The organism is Actinobaculum suis (assembly GCF_900618115.1).
Taxonomy (GTDB): domain Bacteria; phylum Actinomycetota; class Actinomycetes; order Actinomycetales; family Actinomycetaceae; genus Actinobaculum; species Actinobaculum suis.
The window spans coordinates 1,698,641-1,716,315 of sequence record NZ_UYIO01000001.1 but is presented as its reverse complement, the minus strand read 5'-3'; the positions used below and the strand labels follow the sequence as shown (position 1 = coordinate 1,716,315).

Annotated in this window: 16 protein-coding genes; 14 read left to right on the top strand and 2 right to left on the bottom strand. The window is 59.7% G+C overall.

What is annotated here, in order from left to right; genetic code table 11:
• Window positions 1-2 precede the first annotated feature (2 nt).
• Window positions 3-560: a ribosome recycling factor gene (frr, locus tag H8274_RS07020; protein ID WP_049618752.1), complete on the top strand. Its 558-nt coding sequence runs from the start codon at window positions 3-5 to the stop codon at window positions 558-560.
• Here the strand turns inward: frr and H8274_RS09785 are convergent.
• The gene (locus tag H8274_RS09785; RefSeq protein WP_244924556.1) at window positions 557-832 is read right to left on the bottom strand and encodes a hypothetical protein; all 276 of its coding nucleotides are present in this window, start codon (window positions 830-832) and stop codon (window positions 557-559) included. The two genes, frr and H8274_RS09785, sit on opposite strands and share 4 nt — an antisense overlap.
• Before the next feature lie 40 nt (window positions 833-872).
• On the opposite strand from H8274_RS09785, the gene H8274_RS07015 reads away from it, so the two are divergent.
• The 4 genes from H8274_RS07015 (at window position 873) to H8274_RS07000 (ending at window position 5,451) form a co-directional block, all read left to right on the top strand.
• Complete coding sequence (locus tag H8274_RS07015) at window positions 873-1,700, top strand: phosphatidate cytidylyltransferase (protein WP_244924555.1); 828 nt, start codon at window positions 873-875, stop codon at window positions 1,698-1,700.
• A 76-nt stretch (window positions 1,701-1,776) separates the two neighbouring features.
• Window positions 1,777-2,322 carry a DivIVA domain-containing protein gene (locus H8274_RS07010; RefSeq protein WP_049618751.1) on the top strand — a complete coding sequence of 182 codons (546 nt, stop codon included), beginning with the start codon at window positions 1,777-1,779 and terminating at the stop codon, window positions 2,320-2,322.
• A 327-nt stretch (window positions 2,323-2,649) separates the two neighbouring features.
• Window positions 2,650-3,516 carry a GNAT family N-acetyltransferase gene (locus tag H8274_RS07005; RefSeq protein WP_065419372.1) on the top strand — a complete coding sequence of 289 codons (867 nt, stop codon included), beginning with the start codon at window positions 2,650-2,652 and terminating at the stop codon, window positions 3,514-3,516.
• A 48-nt stretch (window positions 3,517-3,564) separates the two neighbouring features.
• Window positions 3,565-5,451 carry a proline--tRNA ligase gene (locus H8274_RS07000; protein WP_049618749.1) on the top strand — a complete coding sequence of 629 codons (1,887 nt, stop codon included), beginning with the start codon at window positions 3,565-3,567 and terminating at the stop codon, window positions 5,449-5,451.
• Between the two features lie 220 nt (window positions 5,452-5,671).
• Here the strand turns inward: H8274_RS07000 and H8274_RS06995 are convergent, their stop codons facing one another.
• Window positions 5,672-6,961, bottom strand: coding sequence for a hypothetical protein (locus H8274_RS06995; RefSeq protein ID WP_065414621.1), 1,290 nt, complete (start codon window positions 6,959-6,961; stop codon window positions 5,672-5,674).
• A gap of 117 nt (window positions 6,962-7,078) precedes the next feature.
• Here H8274_RS06995 and H8274_RS06990 point away from each other — a divergent pair, with 117 nt between their 5' ends.
• From H8274_RS06990 to H8274_RS06950, 9 genes are all read left to right on the top strand, one after another.
• Window positions 7,079-7,630, top strand: coding sequence for a ribosome maturation factor RimP (locus H8274_RS06990; RefSeq protein WP_049618747.1), 552 nt, complete (start codon window positions 7,079-7,081; stop codon window positions 7,628-7,630).
• Window positions 7,631-7,638: 8 nt separating this feature from the next.
• Window positions 7,639-8,973 (top strand): transcription termination factor NusA, encoded by a 1,335-nt coding sequence (nusA, locus tag H8274_RS06985; RefSeq protein ID WP_244924554.1) that lies wholly within the window; start codon window positions 7,639-7,641, stop codon window positions 8,971-8,973.
• Between the two features lie 151 nt (window positions 8,974-9,124).
• Window positions 9,125-9,370, top strand: a complete 246-nt coding sequence (locus tag H8274_RS10025; protein WP_185934168.1) for a YlxR family protein — start codon at window positions 9,125-9,127, stop codon at window positions 9,368-9,370.
• Window positions 9,371-9,516: 146 nt separating this feature from the next.
• Window positions 9,517-12,567: a translation initiation factor IF-2 gene (gene infB / locus H8274_RS06975; protein WP_185934167.1), complete on the top strand. Its 3,051-nt coding sequence runs from the start codon at window positions 9,517-9,519 to the stop codon at window positions 12,565-12,567.
• Window positions 12,568-13,120: 553 nt separating this feature from the next.
• On the top strand, window positions 13,121-13,681 hold the full coding sequence (gene rbfA, locus H8274_RS06970; RefSeq protein ID WP_065414620.1) for a 30S ribosome-binding factor RbfA: 561 nt from the start codon (window positions 13,121-13,123) through the stop codon (window positions 13,679-13,681).
• A complete protein-coding gene (gene brnQ / locus H8274_RS06965) occupies window positions 13,671-15,071 on the top strand; it encodes a branched-chain amino acid transport system II carrier protein (protein WP_244924553.1) in 1,401 nt (466 codons plus the stop codon). The genes rbfA and brnQ overlap by 11 nt, the downstream gene beginning before the upstream one ends.
• Window positions 15,068-16,381: a tRNA pseudouridine(55) synthase TruB gene (gene truB / locus H8274_RS06960; RefSeq protein WP_185934166.1), complete on the top strand. Its 1,314-nt coding sequence runs from the start codon at window positions 15,068-15,070 to the stop codon at window positions 16,379-16,381. The genes brnQ and truB overlap by 4 nt, the downstream gene beginning before the upstream one ends.
• Before the next feature lie 67 nt (window positions 16,382-16,448).
• Window positions 16,449-16,700, top strand: coding sequence for a hypothetical protein (locus tag H8274_RS06955; protein ID WP_049618744.1), 252 nt, complete (start codon window positions 16,449-16,451; stop codon window positions 16,698-16,700).
• Window positions 16,700-17,383: a DUF981 family protein gene (locus H8274_RS06950; RefSeq protein ID WP_083078442.1), complete on the top strand. Its 684-nt coding sequence runs from the start codon at window positions 16,700-16,702 to the stop codon at window positions 17,381-17,383. The genes H8274_RS06955 and H8274_RS06950 overlap by 1 nt, the downstream gene beginning before the upstream one ends.
• Window positions 17,384-17,675: the final 292 nt, after the last annotated feature.

The window sequence follows — 17,675 nt, the reverse complement described above, 5'->3', positions numbered from 1 at the left end:
AAATGATTGAGGAAACTCTCCGCGAAGCGGAGGATGGCATGCAAAAAGCGGTCGAATTTACGCGTGACGAATTCGGCCACATCCGTTCTGGCCGCGCTTCGGCCGGTTTGTTCAACCCCATCCTGGTCGACTATTACGGCACGCCAACGCCCTTGCAACAGTTGGCAACGATCGTTATCCCCGAACCGCGCACGGTAATGATCACGCCATTCGACCCGGGTGCCAAGGCCAATATTGATAAGGCCCTGCGCGAATCCGATCTGGGCGTCAATCCTTCCGACGACGGCAATGTGCTCCGCATTAACCTGCCCGCGCTCACCCAAGAACGCCGGCAAGAATACGTAAAGCTGGCCCGTACCCGCGCCGAAGAAGGCCGGGTTACCGTCCGCGGCGTGCGACGCAAGGCCATGGATGCGCTCGCGAAGATGCAAAAAGATGGCGACGTGGGCGAAGATGAAGTACGCCGGCAAGAAGAACAGGTAGAAAACCTGACCAAGAAGTACGTAGGCGAAATCGACACCCTGCTGGAAGCCAAGGAAAAGGACCTCATGGAGGTTTAGGCGTAGCCAAACACACCTCGTGAGGAAACGTTGATGTCCACAGATCCTTCGTCAGTTCCTAGCACGCCGGGTGGTCCGGTATCACCGGTGTCTGCGGGTTCACCGGGTATACCGGTGTCACCGGTCTCCGCGAGCTCGCCGGGCGCGCCGGAGGCCGTAGCGCCCAGCCGTTCCGGGCGGGGAGCGAGCTTGCGCGCGCATTTGCAGCCGCATCCGCCCACTCCGCCCGCCCCTTCGGGATCGCGGGCCGGGCGGAACCTAAAACTTGCCATACCCACCGCCGTCATTTTGTTGGCGTTAGTGGCCTTATCGGTGACTTTCCGAATAGAGATCTTTGTGATCCTGGTAGCTATTGCCCTATGCATAGCTATCTGGGAGGTCGCGGGTGCCTTTCTGAACCGCGGGATCCGCATCGCCGTAATTCCGCTCATGGCGGGGGTGGCGGCGATGGTGGCGGCCACCTGGTGGGGTGGTTTACTGGCCGGATTCGGTGCGTATATTGCCACCGCCCTCGTACATGGTCTGTGGATTGCGGGCCGCGAGCTCATAGCCGCACGCCGCTCCCGGGGCCGCGCCCCAAACTCCGGTGGTAGCGCGGCTAGTTCGCCACTTTCCGCATCCGATGCGAAGACCCCCGCCCGCTCCGGGCGCGACGCCGGTGCCGGCGCCTTTGCAGCTGCCTGGATTGGCCTGCTGGGTACGTTTGCAGTGGCACTGGCGGGAACAGAGGCTGCCGCCGCACATATCGCGGTCCTAATTTTGATGCCGGTGGCCAATGACACGGGCGGCTGGGCGGCCGGGGTACTGTTCGGCAAACACCCGCTAGCTCCCAAGATTTCTCCGAAGAAATCTTGGGAAGGCTTTGCCGGCTCGATCATTTTGGCATTAGTGTTCGCCTTTCCATTGATGGGATTGTGGCTTGGCCATCCCTGGTGGGTGTGCGTGCTTATCGCAGTGGTGGCGGTAGTGTGTTGCACCGGTGGTGATCTAGCCGAGTCCATGCTCAAACGAGAACTCGGAGTCAAAGACATGGGGAGCATTTTCCCCGGGCACGGCGGTATGCTAGACCGCTTGGATTCCATTCTTATGTGGGCCCCGTTTTGCTATCTAATTGTGGCCTGGGCGGGCGGCATACTATAGGCGTGGTCGTCACCGCTGCGTAAGCTGTAGCGGCGTCCTAAAGTGGGGTTGGCGCAGGAAGCGAGGAGAGAAGCGAATGGCCAAGAAAACATTTAAACGGGTCAGTCCGTTTGCGCACGGATACAACGTGGAAGAAGTGGATTCCTTCCTCGATAAAGCCCGCCAAGCTTATTCTTCAGAAGACGGTTCCCTGGACGAAAACGACGTCCGCTCGGTCGGATTTTCGCGCGCGCGGCGCGGCTATGATACCGCCGCGGTAGATGCGGCTCTCGACCGGCTGGAGGCCGCGTTTATTCACTTGCGCCGGGCCCACGTTATCTCCAACCAGGGTGAACAGGCATGGCTAAAACGTTCATACGAAGCCGCTAAATCGCTCTATCCGCGCTTGCTGCGGCCACGCGGGGAACGTTTTGCCGACGCCGATGGGTGGGGCTACCGCAAACAGGAAGTGGACGCCCTCATGGGCCGTTTGGCCCGATATTTCGACGGGGAAGCAGAACTGACTTCGCATGAATTACGCAACGCGCTCTTCCCCGAAGCAAAAAACAGCGCCGCCTACGATGAAGCAGTGGTAGACGTCTTCATTGAACGGGCCGTATCTGTCCTCACCAGCGTCGAATAAACCCAGTTTCTAATAGTTCCAATCCTTGCTACCTGGCTTGTTGCCCCGGCTTGCCACGGTCTTGTTGCCCCGGTCTTTTTCCCCGGCTTGTCACCGTCTTGTTGCCCCGGCTTGCTTGCCGGGCGTCCTACCGGCCGGGTTTGCTACCGGGCCTCCTACTGGCCGGGTTTCCTACCGGCCGGGTTTGCTTGCCGGGCTTGCCGCCGACCGTTCCGCTAATCTCAAAGTGCGGTCAGATATTCGTTTTCGCGCTGCGCGGTGCCATACTCTCGATGTGGCCAAGTATCGATATAAGCATCGGCCTCGCCCAGAATGGAGGAAATACTCGTGATACCTCTAAGATGGCGAGGAAAGTCTGCGGTCTCTTTACGGCGGCTTTATGGCACTGATAAAGCTGCCGCGCTGGAATTTCTGGATCGTGACCCGGTAAATGCCGTCCTCGCGCGAGTCAACGTCGAACGCATGGGGCTAGGGCCGGCTTCCGCCCTCGCTAAATATAACGATGCCCAAGAAATTACTGCTCTAGCCTGGGATGGCGGGAATGTTATCCCGCTCGGATTCACCCCTGCCGGGTTAGATGAGCTCGCCGATTCCTTACTTTCCCGGCGCCGTATTGCCAGCTCTTTTGTTGGCCCGGCCACGCAAGTAATGGGCCTGTGGGAACGGACCCGCCACGATTGGGGACCGGCGCGTGATATCAGATCCTGCCAGCTTTCCATGGTGATGGATCGCCCTTCCGCAGTCGCGCCAGACTCGCTGGTGCGCCCGGCCCGGTTCGCTGAAGCCGGGCTTGTGCTACCGGCTTCGGTGGCCATGTTTACCGAAGAAGTGGGATACGACCCGATGATTTACGGCAATTCCTATGCCCACCGGGTTTCTACGCTTATTTCTGCCGGGCATACTTTTGTGCGGGTTGAAAACGATGCCCTTACCGGCCAGCCCCGCGTGATATTCAAAGCTGATATTGGGGCCCTGGCGGGCGGCGTCGCCCAAATACAAGGCGTGTGGACGGCACCGGACCGGCGCGGCCAAGGAATAGCTACCCACGCGATGGCCGCCGTGGTGAGCCACATTCTGGAAAATATTGCCCCCACGGTATCTCTCTACGTCAATAATTATAATTTGCGGGCCGTGCAGGTTTATAAAAAAGTGGGCTTTACGCGGCGTGAGGATTGGGCAACGATTCTCCTCTAGCTGGCACCGGGCATAGCCGCGGGGCGTTACACTGGGCAAGTGCTAAGAATGTCAACGCTGTTTGTGCGTACCCTGCGTGAGGATCCCGCCGATGCGGAGGTACCCAGCCATAAATTACTTGTTCGCGGGAGTTACATTCGCCGCGTGGCGCCCGGTATTTACACCTGGTTGCCACTGGGCTTGAAGGTTTTGCGGAAAGTAGAAACGGTTATCCGCGAGGAAATGGATGCCGCCGGTGCGCAAGAAGTGCTGTTCCCGGCACTGCTACCGCGTGAACCCTATGAAGCCACCGGCCGTTGGGAAGAATACGGACCGCAGCTGTTCCGTTTGCAAGACCGGCGGGAAAACGATTTTCTGTTGGCACCTACCCACGAAGAAATGTTCACCTTGCTGGTCAAGGACCTGTACAGCTCGTACAAGGATCTGCCGCTCACGCTCTACCAAATCCAAACCAAGTATCGGGATGAAGCGCGGCCGCGGGCGGGCCTGATCCGCACCCGCGAGTTCCTGATGAAGGACGCCTACTCCTTCGATATGGAAGATGCCGGCTTAGAGGATTCTTATGCGGCGATGCGTGCGGCCTACCAAAAGATTTTCCAGCGGCTCGGCTTGCCGTACCAGATTGTGACGGCAGTTGCCGGGGCGATGGGTGGTTCAAAGTCGGAAGAATTCTTGTACCCGACGCCGGTGGGCGAAGATACGTTCGTGCGTTCTGCGGGCGGCTATGTGGCGAATGTGGAAGCGGTAAAAACCGTGCAGCCACCCGCGCAGGACTTCGCTAATGAACCCGAAGCTGAGCTGGTTTCCACGCCGGATGCGAAGACGATTGAGGACCTGGTAGAAGTTGCGAACCGGGTGCATCCGCGCGAAGATCGGCCCTGGCAAGCCGCAGACACCTTGAAGACAGTTCTCCTCAAGCTCACCCATCCAAGCGGAGAAACTGAACTGGTAATGGTGGCGGTGCCAGGAGATAGGGAAGTAGATTTCAAGCGTGTGGAGGCCTCCTTGGCACCCGCCGAAATCGAAATGGCCGATGCGGAAGCAATCGCCGCCTATCCCGAACTGGTTCCCGGCTATATGGGTCCGGGCGTTTTCGGCCCGCAATCCGCCCGCCGCACCGGTTCTACCGCAGCCACAACTAATTCCGCGGTTTCTGCGAACGGTGAGGCTGCCGGCAAGGCTGCAGGTAAAACCGCAGGTGACGGCGCTACCGGGGAAGCTGAAGCGGGAGAGGCCGCGCTGCCCTTGCGCTTGCTGCTGGATCCCCATATCGCGCGCGGCAGTAGCTGGATCGCGGGCGGTAACGAAAACGAAAAGCACTTCTTCCACTATGTGTACGGTCGCGATTTTGAAGCCGATGGTTTCATTGAGGCAGCGGAAGTACGGGAGGGCGATCCGGCTCCGGATGGTTCGGGGCCGATGGAACTGGCACGCGGAATCGAAATTGGTCATATCTTCCAGCTGGGCCGTAAATACTCTGAAGCTTTGGGTCTTACGGTTTTGGATGAAAATGGCAAGAGCCGCGTGGTTACTATGGGTAGTTACGGGATTGGTGTTTCTCGCGTCATGGCCTCGCTGGCGGAAGAACATCATGATGAGCGGGGTATTGTGTGGCCGGTGGCGGTTGCGCCAGCGCAGGTACACGTGCTGGCTACCGGTAAAGACGCCGCGGTGTTTGAAACGGCAGAGAAGATTGCAACCGAGCTCGAACAAGCCGGGGTGGAAGTCTTGTTTGATGACCGCCGCAAGGTTTCGGCCGGCGTGAAGTTCAAGGACTACGAACTTTTGGGAATGCCCTACGGGATCGTGGTAGGCCGCGCTTTGGCCGATGGCAATGTGGAATTGCGCAACCGGCGCACCGATGAACGGGAACTGGTCCCGGTAGACCAGGCCGTGGCCACCATGCGTAAGCTCCTGGCCGCCCACAACGAATAGCCACCGGTAACGCAATCGCGAATAATGCCGCAGTAGCCCGCGCCGTAAAGCGCGGGCTACATAGCGTTACGGACCAGCGGGCTCGGTTCGGGAGCTCGGTTCGGGGGTTCTGTCTAGCGGGCTCCATCTGGCGAGCTCTATATGGCGGGTTTTGTCCAGTGGGCATTGTCTAGCGAGCTCTATCTGCGAGTTCAGTACCGCAAAAGGTTAGCTATGTGTTCTAGGCCGATCCGGGGTTTTGCAGGCCGGGCAGGGTCGGAGCCGTGGCACGTTCGGCGTCGTCCAGGTAGAGGGAACAAGCGAAGGTGAGCGCCGCGCGCGGTTCCCCCGGCCCGGAAACAAGCACCCCCGCATAAGTGTTGAGGCCTTGTGCAAGCAGGGCCGGGCTGGATTGATCTTCTGGATACGGGGCGGCAATATCGCGCGTATCTTCCATCCCCGTTTGCAGCATGCCCTCCTCGAAAGCAGTGAGCTTATCAATGCGGGCTAGTTGGGCATCTCGTTGGCCGGGTTCCAAACGGGAAGTGGCTGTTTCAATCCACTGGCGGGCGGCTGCGGCCTGGCGCAGGAAATGCGGATCGGCGCCCGCAAAACTGCGGCCCACCGAAACCGCATCCATTTGCACGGTAGCGCCGGCCGCGAACTCGCAACTAGGTATTTCCAAGCCGGCTGCCTGGGCAATTTGCATCGCATCGAAATGGCTACGCAAAGCAATCGAAAGATAAAGCGGGCGGGAATTTGGCGCTGCGCCCGTAACCGCAGCGGTTTCACTACTGTCCGTACCCGCAGCGGTTTCACTACTATCCGTATCCGGCACCACGGTTTCTGCGGCGGCAATCGCCGCTTCCCGTAATTCTTGCACCTGGTTCAGCAAATTAGAGGCCTGCGGATCTGCGGGTGCGGCGGTATCCAACGGCGGATTCGTATACGGAGAAGGCGCGCCACTAGGCCAGGGCTGCCACACCCCGCCCAGCTGCGTCAGGAACTCGTTCGCATGCGCCTGCACCTGCTCATAAACGGCGGAAGTGCCAGCGTTACTGCCTGCTTCGCCAGCGCCGGTTGCGGTGCCACCTGCGTTATCGCCACTGCCACCAGCATTACCGCCCCCATCACCTGCGCGCCCGTTTGCTCCGCCGCCCGCGTTCGCATGTGTCAAAGCTGCCGCGGTTTCCGCCACCCGGGCCGCCTGGATCGCAACTTTTTGCCGGGCCTGTTCCGCTGGTGAGGCCGGCGGAATCTGCGGTTTAGTTTCACCAAAACGCACGCCCAGGCCGGCAAAGATGCCAATAATAACGATGAGGGCGAGCACCGACCAAGCAATAGCGCGTAACACCGGGGAGCTGCGGTGAGGCGGCGGGGTAGACGGCGTCGTCGCTACCCCGGAAGCGCTAGCACCGGGAACGCTAGCGCCGAGAACGCCAGCACCGGAAGCGCTACCACCGGAGGCACCGGCCTCGTAAGCGGCAGGATCATAAGCACCAGCAGGAGAATTCTGGCGGCGTTTTTTCACAATGGACCTCCGAACGCGAGAGCGCAACAATCGTTTTATTCTCTCACGGGCTAGGAATCTCTCACGAACTTGGCACGCGGCGGCGAAAGCCACACAAAGCAAGGTAGGCTATAGGGCATGAATCGACGTCATCGCAATCAATCACCAGCAGGCCGCGGCGCGCAGCGAGAAAACACGCCGCGCTCGCGAAGCGCTGCCGAACGCCGGCAAGTGCGGGAAGAAATTGCGCAGGCGCTGGTAAGTGTGGTGGAAAACGCGGGTCTCTACCTCGAAAATGTGCAGGTAAGCCGCGGGTCGCGCCCCATTGTTTCGGTAACCGTAGACCTGCCGGAAGGTCCGGGCGGTGTAGATTCGCAACAACTCGTGGATATTTCCCGCGAAATCTCTGCCGTGCTCGATGAGATTGATGTAATTGCTGGCGCTTACCAGCTGGAGGTAACGACGCCGGGTACGGATCGGCCGCTGGTGGAAGCCCGCCATTTCTCACGCGCTATCGGGCGGCTCGTGAAAGTGACGCCACGCGAGGAAACACCCTTCACGGAGCGGCTCGTGGCGGTGGAGGGTGATACCTTGGTATTCCGCGGAGAATCTGGCGAACGGCGGTTATCGATCGGAGAGGTTGCGAAAGCGCGCGTCCACATTGAGTTTGACCGCCCTAAGAAGGATTAGGAGAAATCGTGGATTTCAAAATCCAGATGAATGAGCTCCGAGCTTTGGAAACCGAGCTGGGAGTGAGCGTGGACGTACTGATGACTACGATCCAAGATGCGCTTTTGCACGCTTATATGCGGATGCCCGGGGCAGTGCGGGGTGCGCGCGTGGAGCTCGACCAGAAAACCGGGGGCGTAACCGTATGGGCTCCGGAAGTCGACGAAGAAGATAACGTAATTGGCGAATTTGACGATACCCCCAATGATTTCGGGCGGATCGCGACCACTACCGCAAAGTCAGTAATCGCCCAACGTTTGCGGGAAGCAGAAGCCGACCGGGTGCTCGGTTCCTTCAAACATAAGAAGGGTGAGATCGTTTCGGGCGTGGTGCAGCGCCGAGCCGGGCGGGACGCCGATTCGCGCGACCTCATCGTGGATGTGGGGGAGCACGAAGCAATCTTGCGGGCCGAAGAACAGGTGCCCACGGAACATTTGCACCGCGGTGACCATATTCGCGCCCTGGTTTTGGATGTGGCGGTAACTCCGCGCGGTGCTTCCGTGCGGCTTTCACGTACCCACCCGGATTTCGTGCGGCGCTTGTTCGAATTGGAAGTTCCGGAAATTGGGGATGGCACGGTAGAATTGGTGGCCCTTTCGCGCGAACCGGGTCACCGCTCCAAGGTGGCGGTGTGGTCTGCCGATCCATCCGTGAACCCGAAGGGCGCTTGCATTGGGCATAACGGGCAGCGCGTGCGGGCCGTGACCCAAGAATTAGGCGGAGAAAAGATCGATATTGTTGATTACGACGACGATCCGGCGGTATTCATTGCCGAATCACTTTCCCCCGCGCAAGTAGTGCGAGTCGATATTCTCAGCAAAGATCATCGCCAGTCGCGCGCGGTGGTGCCGGATGGGCAAGCATCCCTGGCAATTGGCAAGGAAGCGCAGAATGTGCGCCTGGCCGCCAAGCTCACCGGCTGGTCCATTGATATCCGCAAGGAATCCGATATGGCGGCGGGTAACTATCCAGAAGCCCAGGCCGCGCGGGCCGCAGGAATTATCGCGGAACCACACGAGGCAGCTGCGGAAATAGCGGAGCCTGCGGAAGGCGCGGAGCCTGCGGAAGTTGCGGTAGCCGCGGAAGGCGCAGAGCCTGCGGAAGGCACGGAGCCTGCAGAAGTTGCGGTAGCCGCGGAAGAAACGGTGGTAACTGAACCTGTGGAACCTGCCGAAGCTACGGAGGCGGTGGAAGCTGTGAAAGTGGCGGCGGCAGCGGGAACGTTAGATACGCCGGCCACAACCGATGCTCCAGCTACAACCGATGCGCCAGCTACAACCGAGACGGCGGAAAAGCCGGAGTAGATCCAGCACGGTCGCGCAGTCGGAATAGCCGTACGTCCGGCACTGTGAGAGCAATCTCGCGGTAGTCGAATACTGATGTGGGCAAATTCGTACTAACCTTTTGCCTAAATTCCAGGTAAAGTAGTCAGGGCGTTCTTTGGGGTGGTTACTTATGAATCCACGCACTTGTGTGGGTTGCCGCGCAAAAGACGAGGCTAAGAATATGGTGCGGCTAGTGCTTCGCGATCACCATGTGCTCGCCGATACGCGACGTCACATGCCGGGCCGCGGCGCGTGGATTCACGGTTCTGCAACTTGTATTAGCCGTGCTTTGCGCAGTGGCGCCTTGCCTCGAGCTTTCCGGAGCCGAGTGGATGCCACCCCATTTACCGCCACGATCATTACGAATGGTCAATAGCAATGTAAGTTCGCCCGGTGGGGCGATGACCCGAGATACAGAAAGCGGGTTGGAAGCCGATGGGCACCCGATGAGTACCCAGCGATGAGCTGCCAGAACTAGAGAGGTCCGCGCGCGCCTTGCCCGGACCCCAAAGAAGGAGAACTGTGGCAAAAGTCCGCGTCCATGAACTCGCCAAGGAACTTGGCACTACGAGCCGACGCTTGCTCGATGTGCTCAAGGAAAATGGAGAATTCGTCAAATCTGCCTCATCTACAATCGAGGCACCAGTTGTGCGTAAGGCGCGCAACTATTTTGAAGCACATCCGGAAGAACTCGATCCGGCCTCCGCAAAGGGAGGGAAGAAGGGTGGCCAAGCACGCCGCGCCGCAAAGCCGCGTAAGCCGCGGCAAGGAACCCGTGCGGCGGTAGATCGCCCGGCCGGTTCCGACGCAATTGTGGTCGAATCGCCGCGTCCCGATAAAGACGCAGCACCGGCAGAAAAAGCTAGCCAGCCGGTAGCGAAGGATACGGCTAAGCCGGCCGCTAAGTCAGCGCCGAAGCCGGGTCCCAAGCCCGGTCCGCAGCCGGCGCGCGGCGCCAAACCGGCCAGCCCGGCCAAACCGGGCGGTGCGCAGGCAGAAGCTAAGCCGGAACGTGCCGCTGCCCCCACGCCAGCTGCAATGGCTACGGGTGGAAAGCCAGGCCGGGGTGCGAAGCCCGGTGGCCGTGACGAAAAGCCTGCGGCGAAGCCGGCTGCACCACGCCCGCAAGCGGCGGGTAAGCCTACCCCTAAGCCGGGGCAGGACCGTGATGGGCAGCGCAAGCCGGCCGGGCGCCGGCCGGGAATCCCCACGCCGATGGGAGCCGCCCAATCAGCACGTGCCGCGCGCGCCGAAGCAGCGCCGCGGCCCGGTAATAATCCGTATGCCACCAAGCAGGGTATGCCCCGGCCGGGTGGTGGGCGCGGGCGCGGTAAGGCCCGGCCCGGTAATAATCCGTATGCCACCAAGCAGGGTATGCCTCGGCCCGGTGGTGGGCGCGGGCGCGGCAAGGCCCAAGGTGGTCAGGGGGCGGGCGCGGGAACTGCGCCACGTCCGGCACATTCGGGCGGTCCACGGCGCGGCGCCCCACGGCCTTCGCCAGCTATGATGCCCAGCCAGATGGCAGGCCAACATCCGGGCGATTCGCGCGGGCGGGGCGGGCGCGGGCGCGGCGGTCAGCCGGGCCATCGCCGGCCTGACGGGGGCGGTTTCACCCGTTCGGGTGGGCGTACCCGCGGTGGTTCCACGGCTGGTGCTTTCGGGCGGCGCGGCGGCGGTGGCCGGCGTGGCCGGAGCCAGCGGCGCACCCGGCGTGAAGAATTCGAAGCAAAGTCTTCGCCCACGGTACGCGGCGTAAATATTCCGCATGGCAATGGGCAAACCCTGCGCGTGCGGCAAGGCGCCTCCGTGGCCGATTTCGCGGAACAAATTGGTGCTTCCAGCGCAGATGTCATTACCGTCTTGATGCGCATGGGCGAAATGGCCACCATGAACCAGTCGCTGGACGAAGATACCTTCAAGCTTCTCGGCGATGAACTTGGCTACCAGGTGGAAGTACTTTCGAAGGAAGATGAAGATCGCCAGATTCTCGAATCCTTCGATATCGATCTGGAAGCTGAAGAAATCCTCGATGACGATGAAGATCTGGTGCCGCGTCCGCCGGTCGTTACCGTTATGGGTCACGTTGACCACGGAAAGACGAAGACCTTGGACGCCATTCGGCATTCTTCGGTGGAAGGTACCGAATCGGGCGGGATTACCCAGGCGATTGGTGCCTACCAGACCCACGTCAAGTACGAGGGCGAAGATCGGGCCATCACCTTCATCGATACGCCCGGGCACGAAGCCTTTACCGCGATGCGTGCGCGCGGTGCCAACGTCACCGATATTGCGATCCTGGTGGTTGCTGCCGACGACGGCGTTATGCCGCAAACGGTGGAAGCAATCAACCACGCCCTATCGGCGAAGGTTCCGATTGTCGTGGCCGTCAACAAGATCGACGTGGCCGGCGCCAACCCGCAAAAGGTCCGTTCCCAGCTCACCGAATATGGCTTGGTGGCGGAAGACTACGGCGGGGATACACTCTTCGTAGATATTTCGGCGAAGAAGCGAGAAGGCATTGACGATCTGCTAGAAGCTGTGCTGTATGTGGCCGATGCCGAATTGGACCTGCGGGCCAATCCGAACCGGCCGGCACGTGGGGTGGCAATCGAAGCGAAGCTGGACCAGGGTCGCGGCGCCGTAATCACGGCGCTAGTGCAAGTTGGTACCTTGCGGATTGGCGATCCCCTCGCCGTCGGCACCGCGCATGGCCGTGTGCGTGCCATGTTCGACGAAAACGGGAAGGCCGTGGAAGAAGCCGGTCCGTCCCGGCCCGTCCAGGTACTCGGTCTTTCTTCGGTTCCGGCCGCTGGGGATACCTTCCTCGTGGCAGATGATGAGCGCACGGCCCGGCAGATCGCCGAGCAGCGCGAAGCTGCCCACCGCGCGGCCACCTTGGCTCGCCGGCGCAAGCGCGTCTCCCTGGAGAACCTGGGAGATGTGCTCAAGGAAGGCAAGGTCGATACCCTCAACATCATTATCAAGGGCGATTCTTCCGGTGCGGTCGAAGCGCTCGAATCCTCGCTCTTGGATATCGAGGTTGATGATGAAGTCCAGCTGGATATTATCCACCGGGGCGTGGGGGCAATCACCCAGAATGACGTCAACCTTGCCACCGTGGACAATGCGGTCATTATTGGCTTCAACGTCCGCCCGGCAGAACGGGTTGCTGAATACGCGGATGAAGAAGGCGTGGAACTGAAGTTCTACACCGTTATCTACGATGCGATCAACGACGTCGAAGCCGCGATGAAGGGCATGCTCAAGCCGATCTACGAAGAAGTCCAACTGGGGACCGCGGAGATCTTGCAGCTGTTCAAGTCTGGCAAGGCCGGTATGATCGCTGGTTCTACCGTGCGCAAGGGCCGCATCAAGCGCGGCGCGGACGCACGGCTGGTACGCGACGGCGTCGTAGTGGCAAAGGACTTGAAGATCGTCTCCCTGCGCCGCGAAACGGATGACGTTGCGGAAGTGCGCGAAGGCTACGAATGCGGTATTACGCTCGGCTATCGCGATATCAAGGTAGGCGATTTGATCGAAACCTTCGAAATGCAAGAAAAGCCGCGCGCCTAAGCCAAATGTTTAGGCCAAGTCCTAAACATGGCGCCGTGCCGCATCGAGCAAGGTGAACGGCACGTTGCAACCAATAAGTGCGAGGCCGGGTGGGGAACACGGATTGCCCTGCCCGGCCTCGCGAGGTTTAGGGCCGCTCTGCGTGAAGGCACCGCTCATGACGTAACTGCGCTCATGGCGTATATAGGCAGGTCCCGCAAAACTGCTCCGCCCCTTATGCGGCGGGCTAAGTATGGAACAAAAAATAGCCAGCCAGCCTTGCTTGTGTAAGCTGTGCTAACAGTGCACCAGCCTTTTGCCTCTACCCGGGGCGGGCTGGAACTGACTGTACGGTTGCTTGAAAAGGCATTGCCCACAGGTTTGCTTGGCGCCGGCCGAGTAGTTGTTTTGGCACTAACAGAGTGCGCGAACTACTGTTGGCTGGTACTGACGAAGTATGTGGTAGCAACCGCGTGCTGACAATGAAAGTGGCGATCCCCGGGAAGGTCGCGGTTACTTAGCGCCAAGTTGGTCAAATGTACGCAGTGGGCAAGCAAATGATGAGGAGATAGTTATGGCTAATCCCCGTGCCGAACGTGTGGCAAAACGGGTACAGCAGATCGTGGCAGAAATGCTCGGAAATCGGCTGAAAGATCCCCGCCTGGAACTAGTAACAATCACCGAAGCGCGGGTGACGGGTGACCTGCAACAAGCCACCGTATATTTCACCGCGCATAACGAAGAGCGGATGAAAGACGCCGAACGTGCCCTAAACGCGGCGCGCGGCATTATCCGCAGCGAAGTTGGCAAACAATTGGGCTTGCGGCTCACGCCAACCATCGAGTTTGAACTCGATCGGCTTCCCGAAACTGCGCGCAGTTTCGAAGACGTGCTTGCCGCAGCACGGCACCGCGATGCCCAGCTAGCGCGCCAGCGTGGCACCGAATATGCGGGAGACGCAGATCCGTATCGCAAACCCCGCGAGGCCGAGGCAACTGCGGCGGCTGAGAGACAATTCGAAACGAATACGGAAGCGACGGCCCACCGGGAGGCCGCAGCCGGAGCGCAGGCCGAGCCAGAAGCACAGGCCGGAGCAACTGCCAGCGCAGAAAGTGATAATGCAGGTGAGCGCTAGCTCCCGCGCAACCTCCAATGCAAATAGCCGAGCCCGGGCCATCACGGTGGCCGGGCTCGCCTTATTCGCCATGTTTTTCGGCGCCGGCAATCTTATTTTCCCGGTCATGCTCGGCACCGAAGCAGGCACTAATGTGTTTCCGGCCCTCGCCGGTTTCTTGGGTACCGGAGTGCTGTTACCGGTGCTCGCAATCATCGCGGCTTCGTCTTCTAAAGATGGCACCCCGCGGGAAGTAGCGGAAAGAATCGGGAAGATCCCCGGTACGGTTTTACTTTTCGCCATGTTCCTCACCACCGGCATGTTTTATGCGGTACCTCGCGTTTCCGCGGTGTCCTATGAGATGGCTATCGCCCCGCTGGTCCCTGGCGCAGATTCCGGGGGCGGCATCGGCCTGGCCATTTATTCCTTCGTTTTCTTCACTGTCGTGTACCTGCTGGTGAGCCGGCCGAGCCGCGTCGTGGAAAGAGTGGGCGGCTATCTCACCCCCGCGCTCCTAATCTTGATGGCAATTCTGGTTATTACCGTAGTCATCAAGCTTCCGCCCGCTGGTAACCCGCCCGCGCCGAAATATGTAGATAGTCCGGTTTCTACCGGCCTCCTACAAGGCTATTTCACGATGGATGCGATAGCCGGATTCGTATTTGGGTTGATTATCGTTACGAATTTGCGGAATACGGGTTTTGCTACCCAGCGGAGCTCTTTCCGGGCCACTTCTGCGGCCAGTCTGGTAGCCGGCGTTTTCCTCGCCGTCGTCTATATTGGTTTGGCAATGATAGGCACCCGGGTTGCAGGCGATGGCTACGCAAACGGAGCAGAAGCACTTTCCGGTGTGGCGCAACAGTTCTACGGCACGGGTGGGCAGGTGCTATTCGGGGCCATTGCGATCCTGGCGTGCCTTACCACGGCTACCGGTCTGCTTACCTCGTCTACAGCTTTCTTCCGTTCGTATTTCCCCAGTATTAGCTATAACACCATGTTGGTGGGCCAGTTGCTGATTGCTTTCGGATTTTCCAATATGGGGCTAGAGGCGATCCTCAACCTGATCGAACCGGTAAACCAACTCGTCTACCCGGTAGTTATTACGCTCGTGGTAACAACCCTGGTAGACATTTTGATTCCCGGGCGGCTGTATTGGACGTACCGGATATCGGCCTGGGTGGCGGCTTTCGTTTCGCTTTTCGAAGCGCTGTGGGCCACGAAGCTGGAAATATTTGCCGGCTTGCGGCCACTACTTGACGCTATGCCGCTGGGCACAAATCATTTGCCTTTCGCGGTACCTGCCGTAATCGCTTTCGTGTGCGGGTTCGCCATAGACATTGCCCAGGGGCGTCTCCGCCACGCCCTTGCCCAGCCGAATCTATCCGGAAATACAGGAGGCACTGCCAAATGACGCACCCGCAAAACGGCGATAACGGTAAAAAATCGAAAAAAGCGCGCGGCCCGCGGCGTGAGCGTTTGCGCCGCGAGCTTCCGTGGGGCGAATTACCGCGCGGTTGCGATGCGGGGAACGGAGTCCTGGTGGTCAACAAACCTGCCGGGGTTACTTCGCACGACGTCGTTGCCGCTATCCGCCGTTTAGCGGGTACTCGGAAAGTGGGGCATGCCGGTACGCTCGATCCGCTGGCTACCGGCGTGCTGGTAATCGGCGTGGGAAGCGCTACCCGGCTGTTGCCCTACATTGCGGGAACCGAAAAGGAATACCGCGCTGGTTTCAGATTCGGAATCGGTACCGATACGGAAGATTCCACCGGGCAAGTGTTGCGCGCGCCCGGCTATACTCCTGCGCCTGGGAGCAGTGCTGAGGCCGAAATCCGGCGGGCATTAGAAACCCAAATAGGGCAAATCTGGCAAGTGCCAAGCGCTTTTTCGGCAAAGAAAATTAACGGCCAACGCGCCTATGCTGCCGCCCGCGCTGGCCAAGAAGTCGAGCTGGCCCCAGCGCAGATCGAAATTTCGGCGCTAACTGTTTGCGGGCCGGCGCGCCCCGGTACCGCCGCGGTAGAAGTCCCTGCCCCTGCAGAAGGTGCAGTCCCGCAAATCCGGGAAGTGCCGGTAGTGGATATCGACGTAGACGTAGTGTGTTCAGCGGGAACTTATGTGCGGGCCCTGGCACGCGATGCGGGCCGCGCGGCCGGCACGGAAGCCCATATGACCTCTTTGGAACGGCGGCGCGTAGGCGGGTTTACCCTCGCTGAAGCACGCACCATCGAACAACTTGCGGCGGAAGTAACCGCATCTGCCGTGAGTGCCAGTGCTGATACAACATCCAGCCGCACCGAGGAAACGGAAACGCACGCCACCGGGGAAGCGGAAACGAACGCCACCGGAAAAACAGAAACGAAGAACACCGGGGAAACGGAAACGGGGAACACCGGGGAAACGGAAACGGGGAACACCGAAAAAGCGGAAACGCACGCCACCGGAAAAACAGAAACGAAGAACGCCGGGAAACAAGACACCGATAGCCTCGCAAACCCGCGCGGAACGCTACGACTAATGCCTCCGGCACAAGCAGCTAGTCGGGCATTGCCCGTGGTCACAGTGACTGCCGCCCAGGTTGCTGCTTTGCGGCATGGCCAAGCCATTCAAATACAAGAATGCGCCACGCCGGTAGCACTCGTGGACGAAACAAACAATCTGGTGGCGATCGGTGTGCGCCGTGGCGATTTAATCGGCCCCAAGGTAGTTTTCCCAGCCTGAGGACTAAAGTCCTGAAATGGTTCGCTGATTTTGCAGATGTTTCCCAGAAATGGGGTACTATGGTCCCATGGACGAGAAGCTGGATACAACAGGTCTTCCCAGGGACCTAAGCGACGCCGTCGCTTACCGGTGGGCAGCGTTGCTCGCAAAAATAACCTGGGCAGTGCTCATCATTGGCATCGCCATTGGTGTTGTTTTCTGGGTCACCGCAAGTGGTGATTTCGGGCAAGATCTTGGCGCGCTGAGCTGGTGCCTTACCGGCGCTATTTGCGTTGCCCTGATGTCTGTACGGCAGGGAATACTAGGGGAGCGTAAGTAATGAGCATATTGATGCAAGGTATTACTTATAACACCATGATGGCGCTTGTTACCGGCGCAATTATGGTCATGGTGCCACTGTTTATGCGGGCCGCGGGGCGCCCCAATCGGCGTACCGTAGCCGGCTTTGGCTGGACTTTCGCCGCGCTGGGTGCATTCCTCGGTATTACCGGTTTGCACATGATGCTAACCTGGCCGCTAGCCCAAATTGACGGTGCCTTCTGCTGCGCCGTCGATAACATCACCTTCGGTGAACCGGCCGCTTTCTTCGGCGTTCTCACCTTCTTCGCCGGGCTCGCGATTATCCGCGGCGAACGTGCCGAGGATCGTGGGGAGCGGAAGTTCGACGTCGTCGCCACCCTGCGCCCTATCCTTTACGTGGCCGCAATCGGTGGTATCGGCCTAATCTTCTTCGGGATTGCGGGCATGCACTTCGGAATGTGGCGCCCGCCGGACACCGAACCGATCGCGCGCCTCATGGCGGGTTCCCTGCTTGAACCGCTCCTGATGATGTTCTTGTATTGCGGTACGGGGCTGGCAGCGATGCTTTCGCCCTTCGCACCGGAAAACAAACACATTGGAAGGTTCTTTACGCTGGCTACCTGGGGTTGCGGTGTGCTCTGGTGTTTCCTAGCATTCACCGTGTTCTACAGCCACGTGGGGTTCTTCCCGCCGGCCGCCTAGACTTCTGGAAGAAACGCGCAGAAATCACGCGCCTACTGAACTCGCCGCGTAAAATAGTGCTTTGGCAAGCCGGGGTAAACCTGGCGAGCCAAAGAGACGCAATGGCAGTGCCGCCACTGGGAATCGCTAACACCACTGAGAAGCAGTGAGTTAGCACCTATAACCGGTGAGTATCAGCAATACCACTAGCGTCAGCATCGCTGAACGTGTGGATAACGGGTTGCGAGCAAGACCTGAGGCAAGCTCGAGTAACCATAAATCGCCGGTCGGCTAAAGAAATATATCTGCCGGC

Excerpts from the sequence above, each read along its gene's own strand:
- rbfA (WP_065414620.1), top strand. The coding sequence starts at position 13,121 with ATGGCTAATCCCCGTGCCGAACGTGTGGCAAAACGGGTACAGCAGATC.
- H8274_RS09785 (WP_244924556.1), bottom strand. The coding sequence starts at position 832 with ATGGCAAGTTTTAGGTTCCGCCCGGCCCGCGATCCCGAAGGGGCGGGC.
- H8274_RS07000 (WP_049618749.1), top strand. The coding sequence starts at position 3,565 with ATGTCAACGCTGTTTGTGCGTACCCTGCGTGAGGATCCCGCCGATGCG.
- H8274_RS06950 (WP_083078442.1), top strand. The coding sequence starts at position 16,700 with ATGAGCATATTGATGCAAGGTATTACTTATAACACCATGATGGCGCTT.
- H8274_RS07010 (WP_049618751.1), top strand. The coding sequence starts at position 1,777 with ATGGCCAAGAAAACATTTAAACGGGTCAGTCCGTTTGCGCACGGATAC.
- H8274_RS06990 (WP_049618747.1), top strand. The coding sequence starts at position 7,079 with ATGAATCGACGTCATCGCAATCAATCACCAGCAGGCCGCGGCGCGCAG.
- H8274_RS10025 (WP_185934168.1), top strand. The coding sequence starts at position 9,125 with ATGAATCCACGCACTTGTGTGGGTTGCCGCGCAAAAGACGAGGCTAAG.
- H8274_RS06955 (WP_049618744.1), top strand. The coding sequence starts at position 16,449 with ATGGACGAGAAGCTGGATACAACAGGTCTTCCCAGGGACCTAAGCGAC.
- frr (WP_049618752.1), top strand. The coding sequence starts at position 3 with ATGATTGAGGAAACTCTCCGCGAAGCGGAGGATGGCATGCAAAAAGCG.
- truB (WP_185934166.1), top strand. The coding sequence starts at position 15,068 with ATGACGCACCCGCAAAACGGCGATAACGGTAAAAAATCGAAAAAAGCG.